Below are 15,935 nucleotides of genomic sequence, written 5' to 3' on the forward strand. Positions count from 1 at the left end.
TCCTATGCGCTCAGGCGAACAGCGCGTCCAGTCGTTCTATCAGCCGCTCGCCCGGCAGATCGCGCCACACCCCGCCGCCCTCCGCGGTGAGCCCGCGCAGGTAGAGGTAGCGCACGCCGCCGAAACATTGACCGAAATCGAGGCCGCGCACCGCGAGGTAGCGCCTGAGCGCCACGCAGTAGAGCAGGTATTGCAGGTAATAGTGTTCGCGCGCCACCGAGGCCAGCAAGGCCTCGCGGTGGTAGGCGGCGGCGTCGTGGCCGAGGTGGTTGGACTTGTAATCGACCAGGTACCAGCGCCCGTTCGCCTCGCACACCAGATCGATGAAGCCCTTGAGGTAGCCGACCACGCGGTAGAAGTCGAGCGCGGCGGCGGCGTCGCGCAGGGGGGCGGCGAGGCCGTTGGCCGGGTCGGTCAGCACGCCGACCAGCGCCGCGACGTCGAGGCGCTCCACCGGCAGGGTGAATTCCAGCTCCACCAGGCGCCGTCCTGCCGGCACGTCGGCGAGGCGCACGCCGTCGTCCAGCGGCACCGCGAGCGTGCGGCGCAGCATGTCGAGCGCGGCGTCCTGCCAGTGCAGGGCGAAGCCGGCGCGTTCCAGTTGCTCGACGGCGGCGGCGCGCAGCGTGTCGTCGTCCGCGGCGAAATCGACACGTTCCAGCATGGCATGCAGGCAGGTGCCGGCGCGCGCGCCACGCGGGAAGGCGAAGCGGTCGAGGCGCGCCGCGTCTTCTTCGGCCAACGTCAGCGCGCCGCGGTCGTGGTCGGGCGCCTCGGCCTGGGGCGGCGCGGCGTGCGCCGCGGCGGTGAGCGAAGTGAAGCTGGCGACGCGCCACGGCGTGTAGAGCTTGCGCGTGAAGGGCTGCGCGGCGAGCGCGGCCTCGGCATGTTCCGGCGGCGCCAGGCGCAGCGTGAGCGGGCTGGCGTCGAGGCGGCCGATCTCGCCGGCGTGCGCGGCGAGCAGCGTCGCCAGGTCGGCCTCCAGCGTGGCCGGGTTGAGGGCGAGCTGCTCCAGCTCGGGCAGGGTGCGGCTGTCGCGGCCGTGCAGCAGCCACGACAGCGCCGCGGTGGCCATGCCCTGCACCCAGCCCCAGGCCAGGTACTGGCGGTACTGGGCGCGCGTCAGCGCCACGTACAGCAGGCGCAGCTTTTCCGCCAGGGTTTCGCTGCGGGCGAGCAGGCGCACGTCGTCGCCGGCGACGCTGTCGGGCGCCAGCCACGAGGCGCCGTCGCGGCGGAAGCGCCAGAACGCGGGGTCCTTGGCGTCGAGCTTGCCGTCCCACAGGAAGGGGCAGAACACCACCGGGTATTGCAGGCCCTTGGAGGTGTGGATGGTGACGATCTTGACCAGTGCGGCGTCGCTCTCCAGGCGCAGCAGCGCCTCCTCGCCGCCGGGCGGATCGGCCACGCGGCCCTCGAACCAGGCCAGCAGCGGCGCCATACCCTGACGCTCTTCACTCTCGCGCTGCAGCAGCTCGGCGAGGTGCGCGAGGTTGGTGAGGCGGCGCTCGCCGTCGGGCAGCGGCAGCAGCCTTTCGGCCAACCTTTCGCGCCCGAAGAAGCCGCGCCAGGCCGCCATGAAGCCGTGTTCGCGCCAGCGCCGGTGGTCCTCGGCGTTGGCGGCGAGCTGCGCTTCCCAGGCCGGTTCGTCGTCGACGCGCGCCAGCAGCCGGGCGGCGTCGAGCCCGAACAGCTCGCTGGCGAGCGCGCTGCGCAAGCGTCCCTCGCTGGCCGGCTCGGCCCAGGCGCGCAGCAGCGCCAGCAGGTCCTGCGCCTCGGCGCTGGCGAACACGCTCTCCTGCGTCAGCGCCACGCTGGGCACGCCGCGCTCGGACAATGCCTGGCGCACGCGCTCGCCCTGGCGGTGGGTGGCGACCAGCACCGCGATGTCGCCGCCGACCAGAGCACGCTCGCGGTTCTCGCCGACCAGTTGCGCCCGCCCCTGCCCGGCCAGCGTCAGCAGGCGCACGATCTCGTCGGCGCCGGCCTCGGCCGCCGCGTCCATCGCCACCTGCTTGCTGGCGCCCTTGCTGGTGGCGTCGAAGTCCAGCCACTGGAAGGTGAGCGGCGCGCGGCCGTCGTCCACCTCCAGGCGCCAGCCGGAGGACGGCGCGGCGCGCACCGCCGGGTAGTCGATGTCGGCCAGCACGAAGGGTTGCTCGCGCGCGAACAGCGCGTTCACCGCCGCCACCAGCGGTTCGGCCGAGCGGCGGTTGGTGTCGAGGGTGTAGTGGGAGGCGGCGTCGTCGCGCGCGCTGAGGTAGGCGAAGATGTCGGCGCCGCGGAAGCTGTAGATCGCCTGCTTGGGGTCGCCGACCAGGAACAGCGGGCAGTCGCGGCCGACGAAGCAGGCGCGGAAGATGCTGTACTGCACCGGGTCGGTGTCCTGGAATTCGTCGATCAGCGCCACCTTGAAGCTGCGCGCCACGTGCTCGGCCAGCAACGGGCCGCTGTCCGGGTGTTCCAGCGCGGCGGCGAGGTCGGTCAGCAGGTCGTCGAAGCTGCGCGTGCGTTCGCTGGCGCGACGCCGCGCCAGTTCGGCGTCGACCCAGGCGATCAGCTCCAGCTTGAGCGCGGCGACGTGCGCGGCGACGTTGGCCAGGTGCGCGTCCCAGGCGACGAGCCAGGCGGCCACGGCGTCGAACAAGGGGTGCGACGGCGCGGCAAAGCCCTTCTTCATGCCCTTGGCCAGCGCGGGCGGGGTGAGCTTGTCGAGGCGCTTGCGGTCGTCGCTCGACAGCAGCGGCAGGCCGCTGTCGGCGGTCCATTGCCGCAACCGCCGCACCAGGGTCTGCTGCTGCGCCGGACCGTAGATATTGGCCTTGAAGCCCTCGGTGGCGGCGAGCAGCTCGAGGCCGCCCCGCACCAGCTCGGCGTCACCGGCCAGGCGCTGCCAAGCGGCGTCGGCCGCGGCGAGCGAGTCGGCCAGCGGCGTCAGCGCCGGCGCCAGGTTGCGCAGGTAGGGCTTGGCAAGGAAGGGGCGCACTTGGGCGAGCCAGCTGTCCGGCGTCTCGCCGGCCTCGGCCAGCACCCGCGCCAGGAGCGCGTCGGCCACCACGCGGCGGCGCCAGAAGTCGTCCACCACCTCGGTCAGGCGTTCGGCGTCGTCGGCGATCAGCTCGGCGGTGAAAGTCTGGCCGCTCTCGAAGGCGGCATCGGTCAGCACGCGCTGGCAGAAGCCGTGGATGGTATAGATGGCGGCGGCGTCGAAGCCGGTGATGGCGGCGCCGAGGCGCTGGCGCGCCAGGTCGCGCGCGGCCGGCTCGGCGAAGCGCTGCGCCATGGCCAGCAGGAAGCCGTCGCGCGTCGGCGCGCCGTCGAGCACCGCGGCCAGTTCCGCCAGGCGATGGCGCAGCCGCTCGCGCAACTCGGCGGTGGCGGCCTTGGTGTAGGTCACCACCAGGATCTGTTCGATGTTCGGCGGCGGCGCGCCGTCACGCTCTTCCAGCAGCAGGCGGGTATACAGCGCGGCGATGGTCCAGGTCTTGCCGGTGCCGGCCGAGGCTTCGATCAGGTTGACGCCGGAGAGCGCGCAGTGCAGCGCGTCGAGGGGCTGGGCGATCATGCTTGGTCTCCTTCCGCCGCGCCCAGCAGGCGTTCGGCCAGCGGCAGCAGCAGGGTGTCGGCCAGCTGCGCGAACAGCGGCTCGGCCAGCGGGTCGAGATGGCGGAAGGCGAGACGGATCGCCGCCTCGTCCTTCTGCGGGGTCTTGCCGTCGTAGGCCGGGTCCCACTCCGCCAGCGCCTTGGCCAGCGCCGTCTCGGGCTGGTCCGGTTTCTCGGCCAGGCTCCTGGCGTAGGCCCAGCTGGTGCGGGCGAAGAACGGCAGCGGCTGGCGCTGGCCCTGCTGCCAGCGCGCCAGCCACGGCCGCAGCAGCTCGGCGGCGTCGGGCTCGTCGCAGAGTTCGTGCACCCCTTCCTCGTCGTACAAGGCCGAGTACGGCGCCACCCCGGCCGGGCGTGCCGCACACAATACCAGATGGCTCAGCCACAGCTCGATCAGCTCGCCGGCGTAGGCCTTGCGCGCCACCACGCGCAGCAGGCCGGCGTCGCGCAGGCCGGATAGTTCGCCCACCAGCGTCACGCCGTCCAGCGTCAGCTCGACGCTCTCCGGCGCGCGCAGCGGCTGCGCCAGTTCCGGCGGCAGGCGCCGCGCGAAGCGCACGCTGGCGGTGGTTTCCTCGGCGAGCCAGGCCTGCCCCAGCGCCGCCGGCGGCAGCAGGCCGGCGCCGACCAGCTTGTCCTTGACCGGGGCCAGCGGACGCGAGGCCAGCAGCGCGCCGACCAGCTCGCGCCGCAGCGTTTCGCGCGTGTCGCGCTCGAGGGTGAACGGCTCGCGCACCGGCACGTCCTCGGCGCTGCCGGCGAGCTTGACGCCGAGCCGGTCGGCCAGCCAGGCGCGCGCCGGGTGGCGCCAGAAGCGCAGCAGCTCGTCGAGGCGCAGCACCGTGGCGTCGCCGCCCGGCAGCGCCACCGCGAACGGCGCCGGCTCGTGGCGCGGGGCGGCGAGCGCGGCGGCGTAGCTCGGCTCGAAGCTGTGGCGGCGCGAGTCGCTGCCGTCGAAGGCGGCGCGCGCGAACGGCTGCAGCGGGTGCTGCACCACCTCGACGGCGCAGCCGGCCATCCTGGCCAGGGTGTCGAGCAGCTCGGCCACCAGCGGCGACGGCGGCAGCGGCTCGTCGGTGCGCACCGAGCGCCCGACCCAGGACAGGTACAGCGCCTCGCGCGCCGACAGCAGCGCCTCGAGGAACAGGTAGCGGTCGTCGAAACGGCGCGAGCGGTCGCCACGGCGCGGGTGGCGCGCTACCAGGTCGAAACTGACCGGGCGCTCGTCGCGCGGGTAGGCGCCGTCGTTCATGCCGATCAGGCACAGCACGCGGAACGGGATCGAGCGCATCGGCACCATAGCGCAGAACGTGACGCCGCCGGCGAGAAAGCCGGAGGGGGCCGACAGCGTCAGGCGCCGCGTCAGCCAGTCGCGCACCACCGCGAGCCCGATCGGGGCGTCGAAGGCGGCGAGTTGGGCGTCCTCGGCAAGCTCGGCCAGGGCGTCGAACAGCAGCGTCAGCGCCGCCTCGCCGGCCTCGTCCACGGCGAACAGCGCCTCCACCGCCCCTTGCAGCCGCGTGCGCCAGGCGGCGGGGCTGGCCGGCTCGGCCCAGGCGCGCGCGCAGCCGTCGAGCACGTCGAACAGTTGGCCGAAGCGCGCCAGCGTCTCGGCCAGTTGCCCTTCCGCCCCGGCCGCCGGCAGCAGGCCGCCGAACAAGGGCGAGGCGTCGCCCGCCAGCGCAGGCGGCAGCACCGTGCCCAGCAGCAGGCGGTCGAGCCCCCAGCGCCAGGTGTAGAGCGGATCGGCCGGCAGCCCGAGCGCCGCCTTGTGGGCGGCGTCGCGCCCCCAGCGGATGCCGGATTCGCGCACCCATTGCTGCAGCAGCGGCACCTCGGCGTCGGCAAGGCCGAAGCGTGCCAGCAGCGCGTCGCAGTCCAACAGCGCCAGCACCGCGTCGGCGCCGAAACGCGAGTCGGCCAGCCGCAGCACCGCGGCGAAGGTGGCCAACAGCGGCTCCTCGCGCTCGATGCGGCGGTCCGCGATGGTGTAGGGGATGTTGGGCGCGTCGTCACGTTGGCCGAACACCGCGTCGATGTAGGGCGCGTAGGCGTTGATGTCCGGCGTCAGCACCGCGACGTCGGCCGGGGTCAGCGTCGGGTCGGCGGCGAAGCGCGCCAACAGGCGGTCCTTCAGCACCTCCAGCTCGCGCATCGGGCTGTGCACGGCGTTGAGTTCGATCGAACGGTCGTCGTCCGCCGCCGGTTCTGGTGCAGTTCCCGGAGGGGTCAGCGTCAGGATGTCGCGCTGCAGCCGCGCGAGCAGGGTGTCGCCGTGCGGTTCGAGGAACAGCGGGTGGCCCTCGGGCATCTCCTCGGCGATCTGGTCGAAGAAGTCCCGTCCCTGCTTGCCGAGCGAGGCCAGCAGCGGGTGGTCGTCGTGCGCCGCCATGCCCTGCTGGAACAGCTTGAGCTGGCCGCGCGCGTCGACGATGTCGCCCCAGTAGGCCTCGCACGGGTTGAGCAGGAACACGCAGACGTCGGTCAGCGCCGCCAGGCGCTTGATCATGGCCAGGTACATCGGCGCCAGGCTGGCGATGCCGAACAGGCTGACGCGCTCCGGCAGGTGCTCCGGGCGCAGGCCGCCGAGGAAGTCGTCGAGCAGGCGCACGCGGTGGCGCCCCGGGTCGGCTTCGGCCAACCTTTGCCACAGCGCCGCCTGCCACGCCTCGTCCTCGCCCAAGTCCAGGAGCTCGCCGCGCTCCCAGGCGCGGATCCAGTCCGGGCGGAACACCAGGTACTGGTCGAAGATGTCGGCGATCTTGCCGGCCAGCTCGAAGCCGGCCGCCTCGCCGCCCTCCAGATAGCGCTCGAGCGGCGTGAACGGCGCGCCGTGCAAGGTCGGCAGCAGTTCCAGCAGCCGCCACTGCAGCACCTCGGGCGCGAACGACGACTTGCGCGGCAGCCCCGGCAGCACCGCCTGCATCAGGCGCCAGGCGAAGGCCGCCGGCAGCACGAAGTCGAGGTTGGCGGCGATGCCGGCGCGCCCCGCCAGCTCCAGCGTCAGCCAGCGCCCCATGCCGCGGCTCTGCACCAGCACCGTCTCCGGCTGGAACGGGTCGGACAGGGGCATGGCACGGCTCATGCCGGTGAACAGTTCCCCCAGCGCTTCGAGACGGTTGGACTGGTAGAGGTGCAGCATGGCGATGACGGATGCTTGGAAAAGAAGGTATTCAGTGTACCATCCGGGAACCGCCGCTCCGTCACTGCGTCACAACGCAGTCACCAGAACCTCATTCCAGTAGGCGAGCGAGCCAAAGCCGCTTGAGTGCCGCCGACGCACAGGAACCGGAATGGACACCGAGTCCATGAGGATTCCTGATCGCTGAGCAAATCGCTACGATGGATTTGCGCGCAGTACCGCCAACACTCAAGATGCCAGGGCAGCGCCGCCTCATGCGGGAAAAAACATGCCGACCTACACCCTCATCAAGCACGCCCACATGGGCTGCGCCTACCTCTCCATCCTGCTGTTCACCGTGCGCGGCGGGCTGATGCTGGCCGATTCACCGCTGCTGCGCGCCAAGCCGCTGCGCATCCTGCCGCACGTGGTCGACACCCTGCTGCTGACGCTGGGCATCACGCTCGCCGTACTCGCCCACTTCCTGCCCACCCAGCAGGACTGGCTGATGGCCAAGATCGTGCTGCTGCTGGTCTACATCGGGCTCGGCACCGTGGCGCTCAAGCGCGGCCGCACCAAGGCCATCCGCACCACGGCCTTCGCCGCCGCGCTCGCCACCGTGCTGTGGATCGTGCTGATCGCCAAGACCAAGATGATCTGGCCGCTATAACTCCCCCCGCTTCGGCCGACCCAAGTCAAACTCGGTAAAGGCTAGAACCTGTGCCAGTAGGTGAGCGAGCCAAAGCAGGTTGAGTGTCGCCAGCGCACAGGAACCGGAATGTACACAAAGTACATGAGGATTCCGCGCACTGCCGGCGCTCAAGATGCAAAGGCGCAGCCGCCTGATGGGACAGGTTCTTGGCCGAAGCTTGACCCAGAGCAATGGCCCCGCCGCCCTGCTCTGCTACTGTCCCCCGGTTTACGTTTCCTGGCGTTAACCGATCATGACCCTGCCCGAACTGGTGTGCCCCGCCGGCAGTCTCCCCGCCCTCAAGGCGGCGGTCGACAACGGCGCCGATACCGTCTACTTCGGCCTGAAGAACGACACCAACGCCCGCAACTTCGCCGGGCTCAACTTCGACGACAAGAGCGCCCGCGCCGGCATCGACTACGCCCGCGCGCGCGGTCGCAAGGTGCTGATGGCGATCAACACCTACGCCCAGGGCGGCAACGTGTCGCGCTGGCACCGCGCCATCGACGAGGCCGCCGACCTCGACGTCGACGCCGTGATCCTGGCCGACCTCGGCCTGATGGACTACGCCGTGCGCCGCCACCCCGAGCTGCGCCTGCACCTGTCGGTGCAGGGCTCGGCCACCAACTACGAAGCCGTCAACCTGGCGCGCGAGCTGTTCGGCATCCGCCGCGCCGTGCTGCCGCGCGTGCTGACGCTCGACCAGGTGCGCCACGTCATCGAGCACACCGACGTCGAGATCGAGGTGTTCGGCTTCGGCAGCCTGTGCGTGATGGTGGAAGGCCGCTGCCTGCTGTCGTCCTACGCCACCGGCGAATCCCCCAACACCCACGGTGTGTGCTCGCCCGCCAAGCACGTGCGCTGGGAGCACGGCGAGACCTCGCTCGACGCCCGCCTGGGCGGCGTGCTGATCGACCAGTACGGCAAGGACGAACCGGCCGGCTACCCGACGCTGTGCAAGGGCCGCTTCGCGGTGCAGGGCGACACCTACTACGCGCTGGAAGAGCCCACCAGCCTCAACGTGATGGCCATGCTGCCGCAGATCATCGACATCGGCGTGGCGGCGATCAAGGTCGAAGGCCGCCAGCGCAGCCCCGCCTACGTCAGCCAGGTGACGCGCACGCTGCGCGCCGCGCTCGACGCCGCCGGACGCGAAGCGCAACGCTTCAGCGTGCGTCCGGCCTGGCAACAGGAACTGGGCCGGCTGTCGGAAGGCCAGCAGCAGACGCTGGGCGCCTACAACCGCCCGTGGAAATGATGGAACCGACGACCATGACCTCCCTGAATCTCAAGCTCACCCTCGGACCGGTACTGTTCTTCTGGTCGCGCGACGAAATCTTCAACTTCTACAGCGAGGCCGCGGCCTGGCCGGTCGACACCATCTACCTGGGCGAAGTGGTGTGCTCGCGCCGCCAGCAGCTGCGCACCCAGGACTGGATCGGCCTGGCGCACGACCTGGCCGACGCCGGCAAGGAAGCCGTGCTGTCGAGCCAGGCGCTCCTGGAGAGCGAATCCGACCTCAAGCGCCTCAGGAAGCTGATCGACAACGGCCGCGTGCGCATCGAGGCCAACGACCTCGGCGCGGCACGGCTGGCGCGCGAGCAGCGCCTGCCCTTCGTCGCCGGCCCGCACCTCAACATCTATAACGGCGAGACGCTGGCGCTGATGCAGCGCCTCGGCGCCTACCGCTGGCTGCCGCCGGTGGAAATGGACCGCGCCACGCTGGCCGAGGTGCTGCAACACGCCCCGGCGATCGAGACCGAAGTGTTCGCCTGGGGCAAGCTGCCGCTGGCGTTCTCGGCGCGCTGCTTCACCGCGCGCCATTACAACCTCAACAAGGACGACTGCCAGTTCCGCTGCCTCGACCACCCGGATGGCCTCACGCTGACCACGCGCGACGGTCAGGATTTCCTCACCATCAACGGCATCCAGACCATGTCGGCCGGCTGCCAGTCGCTGCTGCCGCACCTGGCGGGCATGGCCGCCGCCGGCGTCACCGCGGTGCGCGTCAGCCCGCAGGCACAGCACTGCGCCGAGGTGGTGCAGGCGTTCCGTGCCGTCATCGACGGCCAGAGCGCCGCCAGCGAGCTGCTCTCCGGACTCGCGGCAAAGAGCCGTGACCCGCTGGTCGACGGTTACTGGCTGGGCCAGCCCGGCATCGTCAACACCCAGGGAGCCGATCATGCGCGTGCCTGAACTGACCGTCCCCACCCGTCTCGCCCGCCTGCTGGGCCGGCTTCCGGCCACCCCGCCGGCCTGGCTTCTGGTAACCAGCCTCAACCAGCTGGTCAAGCGCGGCGTGCTGCCCGCCGACATGGAACTCCTGGCCGAGCGTCGCTTCGAGGTGCGCCTCGTCGACGCCGGCGTGAGCCTGCGCTTCGCCGCCGACAGCCGCCGCTTCCTCCTCGACCGCCAGCCCGGCGAGCCCGACCTGCGCCTGTCGGCCAACGTCGCCGACTTCGCGCGCATGATGCTGCGCGAGGAAGACCCGGACACGCTGTTCTTCAACCGCAAGCTGAGCATCGAAGGCGACACCGAGCTCGGCCTCATCGTCAAGAACCTGCTCGACAGCGTCGACTGGCACGAAACCCCGCTCGCGCGCTTCATGGCGAGCTGAGCCTGGCCCATCTCCCCCGGAGACGCCGCTGACGGCGGCGTCTCGCACCCTCCCGCGCACACGCCAGAGAAACAATCACTGGTTAAAATGCCTCGCCTTGCTATGCTCAAAGCATGCCCGGCTCGCGAGGGGGACGTATCTCCGTGCCCCCTCTCCCGGATCCGACCACGGCCAACGGCGCAGCGGACACTGCGCGGCCCGGACACGAGGTGCGCCATGCCTTTTCCGAAGCGACTCACCGGCCTGCTGCCCGACCCGGGAATGCTGCGCGGCATCCTGCTCCCCGTTGCCCTGCTGTTCTTCCTGACGGCCGGCAGCTCGCTGCTGGTCGCCAACCTGATCGCCCATCAGGACGACAACCTCGCCCGCCAGCGTTTCGATCACCAGGCCGGCCAAGTCGAAGCCGCCATCAACGAGCGCATGCAGTCCTACCACCTGGTGCTGCACGGTGTGGTCGGCCTGTTCCAGGCCAGCGGCGACGTCAGCCGGCAAGAATTCAACGACTATCTCGCCACGCTGCAGCTGAGCCAGCACTACCCCGGCCTGGCGTCCCTCGGCTACGTGGACCGGCTCGCCCCGGCCGAACTGCCGTCCTACCTGAGCCGCATGCAGCAGGAGCGGCCGGATTTCCGTCTGCATCCGGACTCTCCGCGCGCCGGCTACACCGCCATCCGCTACCTCTATCCCCCGACGCCGCGCAACGAAACCGCGCTGGGCCTCGACATGTACACCGAAACGACGCGACGTAACGCCATGGTCCAGGCGCTCGACAGCGGCGCACCGGCCGTGACCGGCAAGGTCGCGCCGCTGCTGCAGAGTACCTCGAAAGATACCAACGTCTTCTTGATGTACTGGCCGGTGTACCGCAAGGGTGCCGCGCAGGGCAGCGTCGAGGCGCGCCGCGCCGCATTGCAGGGCTGGGTATTCGCCACCTTCCGCATGGGCGACCTGATGCTGGGCATTTTCGGCGATGGCACTCCCCAGCTGAACCTGCGCATCTACGACGGCAACGAGGCCACCCCCGCCAGCCTGATGTACAGCACCGGACGCCAGAACACCGGCCGCTACCATGTGCAACGCCACTACCGACTGGGTGGCCGCCCCTGGCTGCTCGACATCGCCAGTGCCCCCGAACTCGACCGCAGCGTGGCCAGCACGCGCTACCTATGGGTGATGGGCCTGGGCCTCTTGGCCAGCCTGCTGCTGAGCGTATTCATCGGCAGCATCCTGTTCGCCCGCCGCCGCGAAGCCGCCATCAGCGACGCCAGTGCCGCCGCCGCCAAGAAACGTGAAGAACACTTCCGCGCCGTGATTCAGTCGGCGCCCAACGCCATGCTGGCGGTGGACCAGCAGGGCTTCATCACCATGAGCAACCCCGCCGCCGTGCGCTATTTCGGCTACTCGCCGGAAGAGCTGCAGGGCAAGAGCATCGAGATGCTGCTGCCGGAACGCTTCCGCAAGCATCACCCGATGCTGCGCCAGGCCTTCAAGGCCGACTCCAAGCCGCGCCAGATGGGCGAAGGGCGCGAGCTGTTCGCGCTGTGCAAGGATGGGAGGGAAATCCCGGTCGAGATCGGGCTCTCCACCATGCTCACCGAGGAAGGCGTGCAGACGGTGTGCTCCATCATCGACATCTCCGAACGCAAGCTCTCCGAGCTGCGCCTGCGCGAACAGGCCGAGCAGATCTCGCGCGCCAACCGCTACAAGACCGAATTCCTGGCCACCATGTCGCACGAGCTGCGCACCCCGCTCAACAGCATCCTGATCCTCGCCGACCAACTGGCGGAAAACCGCCAGGGCAACCTCACCGCCAAGCAGGTGGAGCACGCCACCATCATCAACCGCTCCGGCAAGGACCTGCTGGCGCTGATCAACGACATTCTCGACCTGTCCAAGATCGAAGCCGGACGCATGACGCTCAACCGCGAAAAGGTGCTGGTGAACGACCTGATCACCACGCTGCGCCAGAATTTCCTGCCGGTGGCGGAAAACCGCCAGCTGACGTTCCAGACCACCAAGGAAGACAGTGCCGGCGACGTGTTGATCACCGACGCCACACGGCTGTTCCAGATCCTGAAAAACCTGCTGTCCAATGCCTTCAAGTTCACCGACCATGGCTCGGTGCACCTGCGCGTCTACCAGCCGCAGAGCGTGCCGCCCGGCATGGACAGCCTGCCGCAACACACCCTGGCCATCGCCGTGACCGATACCGGCTGCGGCATGCCGTCCGACAAGCTGGACCGCATCTTCGAGGCCTTCGAACAGCTCGAACAGGGCAGCAAACGCCAATTCGGCGGCAGCGGCCTCGGGCTCAGCATCTCGCGCCAGCTGGCCCACCTCCTGGGCGGCACGATCGACGTGCGCAGCGAACTCGGGCTCGGCAGCACCTTCGTGCTGTACCTGCCGGTGCATCCAGCCGGCGGTGGCGTGAAGGAAGTCACGCTGCCGCCGGAACCGCATGTCGTGTTCCCCCCGGCCAAGGCCAGCAGCCGCAGCGACGTGTTGGTGGTGGAAGACGACCAGCAATTTGCACGCATCATCATGAACAAGGCGATGGAGTCGGGCTTCAAGACGCGCATCGCCAGCACCGGCATCGAGGCCTTGCAGGAAATGCGCCAGCACCCGCCGGCCGCCTTCATCCTCGACATCCTGCTGCCCGACATGAACGGCTGGGAGCTGCTGCGCCAGGTGCGGGGCACCCCCGCCACGCGGCATGCCCCGGTCCACATCATCTCCTGTCTCGACCGCAGCGAGCTGCACGAGCAGCTCGACATCCAGGACTACCTGGTCAAGCCGGTTGACCAGAGCACCCTGGCACGGGTGTTCCGCGAACTGCACGCCGAACTCGGCCACCGTCCGGGACAGGTGCTGCTGGTCGAAGACAACCTGGTGGAACGGGAGCACTACCAGGCCCTGATCGAGCAGCTGGGCGGTACGCCGCAGTGCTGCGGCAACGTGCTCGAGGCCAAGAACCTGCTGCTGCAGCAGACGTTCGCCTGCGCCGTGATCGATCTCAACCTGCCCGGCGGCAGCGGCTTCGAGCTGCTGCAGTGGATCAGCAGCCAGCCCGGCCTCAGCCAGCTGCGCATCATCATCAACACCGGCATGGATCTCGACCGCGACACCCTGCAGGCGATGAACGAATACAGCGCCGTGGTGCTCACCAAGGGCGCCGCCAACGAACTCAAGCTGTCGTACGCCATCCGCACCTTCCTCGATCAGGTGTCCGATCCGGCAGGCAAGGCCGCGGCGGGCAACGCCGCAAACCGGGAGCGCGCCACGCTGCTGCTGGTGGACGACGACATCCGCAACATCTACGCCATGAGCAGCGTACTGGAAGAGCGCCAGTTCAACGTGCTGACGGCCATCAACGGCGAAGAAGCCCTGGCCCAGATCGAACAGAACCCGGGCATTCAGCTCGTGCTGATGGACATGGCGATGCCGGTGCTGGACGGCTATGAAACCACCCGCCGCCTGCGCAACGAACTGCGTTTCGAGCGGCCGATCATCGCGGTCACCGCCTACGCGATGAAGGACGACAAGGCCAAATGCCTGCAAGCCGGCACCAACGACTACCTGCCCAAGCCGGTAGACAGCAAGGAACTGCTTAGGATGATCGACCAATGGCTCACGCAGACCTGATCGCCCTCCGCCACGATACCGGAACCCCCGCCGCCGCCAAGTCGGAACGACTGCCGGTCGTGCTGTCGATCGATGACAAGGCGGTCAATCTGCGTGTCATCGAAGTGGTACTGGAGCCCCTGCCCTGCCAGGTGGTGTCACTCGGCTCGGGAGAGGAGGCACTCAAGTACCTGCTCACCCAGCCGGTATCGGTCATCCTGCTCGACGTCTCGATGCCCGGCATGGACGGCTACGAAGTGGCGATGCTGATCCGCGGCCGGCGCCAGACCCGCAGCACCCCGATCCTGTTCATCACGGCGGCGATGTGCGAAGAACAGGACATCCAGCGCGGCTACAGCTGCGGCGCCATCGACTACCTGGTCAAGCCGTTCGATCCGCTGACGCTGCGCAGCAAGGTGCGCCTCCTGCTGGAGTACGACCAGCAGAAACGGCAGCTGCTGAGCGCCTACCAGCGGCTCGATGAACAGCGCGACTACTACCAATCGCTGCTGAGCTCCGCCGGCGAGGGCGTCATCGGCGTCAGCCCCGATGGTATCGTCCGCTTCGCCAACCCCGCCACCCAGAACCTGCTCGGCATGTCGGCCGAACACCTGGTCGGCTACCCGATACAGCAGCTGTTCCACGAGAGCGACCGGGCAACCGACTGGGACAGCAGCCCGTTCGCCATCGCCTGCCGCGACAATGTCGAAGTGCTGCACGAGGAAACCACGCTGTACCCGCCGGGCCGGCCGCCGCTGCCGGTATCGCTGCGCTGCTCGCCGATGGGCGGGCAGCAACAGGGACTGGTGGTGATCTTCCGCGACATCCGCCAGCAGCTGGAAACCGAGAGCCAGTTGCGCCAGCAAGCCCTGACCGACTATCTGACCGGGCTGCTCAACCGCAACGGTTTCACCATCATGCTGGAAAAAGTGCTGAGCCACGCCGAGCGCTCGCACCAGGGGCTGGGACTGCTGTTTCTCGACCTCGACCGCTTCAAGGAAATCAACGACCGTCTCGGCCACAAGGTCGGCGACATCGTGCTGCAGCAGGTGGCCGAGCGGCTGCGCGGTTGTCTGCGCCGCGAGGACCACATCGCCCGGCTCGGCGGCGATGAGTTCATCATCATCCTGGAGCAGCTGGAAAGCCCCGATCGCGCCGCCTACAGCGCCCAGCGCATCATTGCGGCACTGGAGCCGCCGCTGCAAATCGACGACGACGCCATCACGGTCCGGGCCAGCATCGGCATTGCCACCTACCCTGACTGCGGCCGCACCGTCACCAGCCTGATCGAGGCCGCCGACGTGGCGATGTACCGCGCCAAAGAGGACGGGCATCACCTCTACCACTTCTTCACCACGGAAATGAACCAGCGCGTCCAGGAACGGCTGCGCCGCGAGCAGCAGCTGCGGCAGGCCCTCGTCGAGCAGCAGCTGTTCCTGCTCTACCAGCCACAACAGGACCTGCACAACGGGCGGCTGGTCGGGATCGAAGCGCTGCTGCGCTGGCAGCCACCGGGCCAGCCGGTGCAGCCAGCGGGGGCCTTCCTGCCGCTGCTCGAAGAAAGCGGCCTGATCATGGCGTTTGGCGAGCGCAGTATCGAACTGGCCTGTCGCCAGCGGGCGGCCTGGCTGGTGGAGGGCTGGCTCGACAGCGCCTGCCCGCTCTCGATCAACCTGTCGGCCCGCCAGCTGGCCGACGACAAGCTGCCCGGCAAACTGGACTACATGCTGAAACACTACGGCATTCCGCCGGCGCTGATCGAGCTGGAGTTCCACGAAGCGGCGCTCGACCAGCACAACACCAAGGTCATCGAAAACCTGCACTGCCTGGGCATGATGGGACTACGGCTGGCGCTGGACGACTTCGGCAGCGAACTGGGCGAACTCGCCATCCTGCGCCGCTTCCCGATCAGCACGCTGAAGATCGGACAGGCGCTGGTCAAGACCCTGGCCGACTCGCCGCGCGATCAGGCCATCATCACGGCCACCGCGCAGCTCACGCGGGCGCTGGGCATCCGGCTCCTGGCCGCCGGCGTCGAGACACCGGCCCAGCGCGAGCTGCTGCAGAAGCTGGGCATCCCGGCGGCGCAGGGCCACTCCATCGCCAAGCCGATGACACCAGGGGAGTTGGCGGCACGTTTCGACCGGCGCTGACGACCTACCCCAGGGCTTCGTAAGGACCTGTCCGCGCCTCAGGGGTTCGGCGGCCTGCCATGCCGCGCGCCACACGGCTCGCACAGGCCTGGCCGCGTGCCGGGCAGGCCGCGGCAGCGCGGCAGGA

At 69.4% G+C, this 15,935-nt stretch carries 8 protein-coding genes; 6 read left to right on the plus strand and 2 right to left on the minus strand.

Features of this window, described 5'->3' with window-relative positions:
- Nucleotides 1–10: 10 nt before the first annotated feature.
- Together recB and recC are read right to left on the minus strand one after the other, a co-directional pair.
- On the minus strand, nucleotides 11–3,565 hold the full coding sequence (gene recB, locus AC3WG5_RS00900; protein WP_492567456.1) for an exodeoxyribonuclease V subunit beta: 3,555 nt from the start codon (nucleotides 3,563–3,565) through the stop codon (nucleotides 11–13).
- Nucleotides 3,562–6,747, minus strand: coding sequence for an exodeoxyribonuclease V subunit gamma (gene recC, locus AC3WG5_RS00905; RefSeq protein ID WP_492567457.1), 3,186 nt, complete (start codon nucleotides 6,745–6,747; stop codon nucleotides 3,562–3,564). Before recC ends, recB begins: the two co-directional genes overlap by 4 nt.
- Nucleotides 6,748–7,015: 268 nt before the next feature.
- Here recC and AC3WG5_RS00910 point away from each other — a divergent pair, with 268 nt between their 5' ends.
- From AC3WG5_RS00910 to AC3WG5_RS00935, 6 genes are all read left to right on the plus strand, one after another.
- Nucleotides 7,016–7,396 carry a SirB2 family protein gene (locus AC3WG5_RS00910; RefSeq protein ID WP_014088432.1) on the plus strand — a complete coding sequence of 127 codons (381 nt, stop codon included), beginning with the start codon at nucleotides 7,016–7,018 and terminating at the stop codon, nucleotides 7,394–7,396.
- Between the two features lie 271 nt (nucleotides 7,397–7,667).
- On the plus strand, nucleotides 7,668–8,675 hold the full coding sequence (ubiU, locus tag AC3WG5_RS00915) for a ubiquinone anaerobic biosynthesis protein UbiU (protein WP_148282999.1): 1,008 nt from the start codon (nucleotides 7,668–7,670) through the stop codon (nucleotides 8,673–8,675).
- A gap of 14 nt (nucleotides 8,676–8,689) precedes the next feature.
- The gene (locus AC3WG5_RS00920; RefSeq protein WP_492567458.1) at nucleotides 8,690–9,613 is read left to right on the plus strand and encodes a U32 family peptidase; all 924 of its coding nucleotides are present in this window, start codon (nucleotides 8,690–8,692) and stop codon (nucleotides 9,611–9,613) included.
- Nucleotides 9,600–10,034: a ubiquinone anaerobic biosynthesis accessory factor UbiT gene (gene ubiT / locus AC3WG5_RS00925; protein WP_008952385.1), complete on the plus strand. Its 435-nt coding sequence runs from the start codon at nucleotides 9,600–9,602 to the stop codon at nucleotides 10,032–10,034. Before AC3WG5_RS00920 ends, ubiT begins: the two co-directional genes overlap by 14 nt.
- Nucleotides 10,035–10,250: 216 nt before the next feature.
- Nucleotides 10,251–13,676, plus strand: a complete 3,426-nt coding sequence (locus AC3WG5_RS00930; RefSeq protein WP_492567459.1) for a CHASE domain-containing protein — start codon at nucleotides 10,251–10,253, stop codon at nucleotides 13,674–13,676.
- Nucleotides 13,658–15,808 carry a GGDEF/EAL domain-containing response regulator gene (locus AC3WG5_RS00935; RefSeq protein WP_492567460.1) on the plus strand — a complete coding sequence of 717 codons (2,151 nt, stop codon included), beginning with the start codon at nucleotides 13,658–13,660 and terminating at the stop codon, nucleotides 15,806–15,808. Before AC3WG5_RS00930 ends, AC3WG5_RS00935 begins: the two co-directional genes overlap by 19 nt.
- Nucleotides 15,809–15,935: the final 127 nt, after the last annotated feature.

The sequence above is a fragment of the Pseudogulbenkiania sp. FW507-F1 genome, assembly GCF_058781125.1.

Excerpts from the sequence above, each read along its gene's own strand:
- recB (WP_492567456.1), bottom strand. The coding sequence starts at position 3,565 with ATGATCGCCCAGCCCCTCGACGCGCTGCACTGCGCGCTCTCCGGCGTC.
- recC (WP_492567457.1), bottom strand. The coding sequence starts at position 6,747 with ATGCTGCACCTCTACCAGTCCAACCGTCTCGAAGCGCTGGGGGAACTG.
- AC3WG5_RS00910 (WP_014088432.1), top strand. The coding sequence starts at position 7,016 with ATGCCGACCTACACCCTCATCAAGCACGCCCACATGGGCTGCGCCTAC.
- AC3WG5_RS00920 (WP_492567458.1), top strand. The coding sequence starts at position 8,690 with ATGACCTCCCTGAATCTCAAGCTCACCCTCGGACCGGTACTGTTCTTC.
- ubiT (WP_008952385.1), top strand. The coding sequence starts at position 9,600 with ATGCGCGTGCCTGAACTGACCGTCCCCACCCGTCTCGCCCGCCTGCTG.
- AC3WG5_RS00930 (WP_492567459.1), top strand. The coding sequence starts at position 10,251 with ATGCCTTTTCCGAAGCGACTCACCGGCCTGCTGCCCGACCCGGGAATG.
- AC3WG5_RS00935 (WP_492567460.1), top strand. The coding sequence starts at position 13,658 with ATGGCTCACGCAGACCTGATCGCCCTCCGCCACGATACCGGAACCCCC.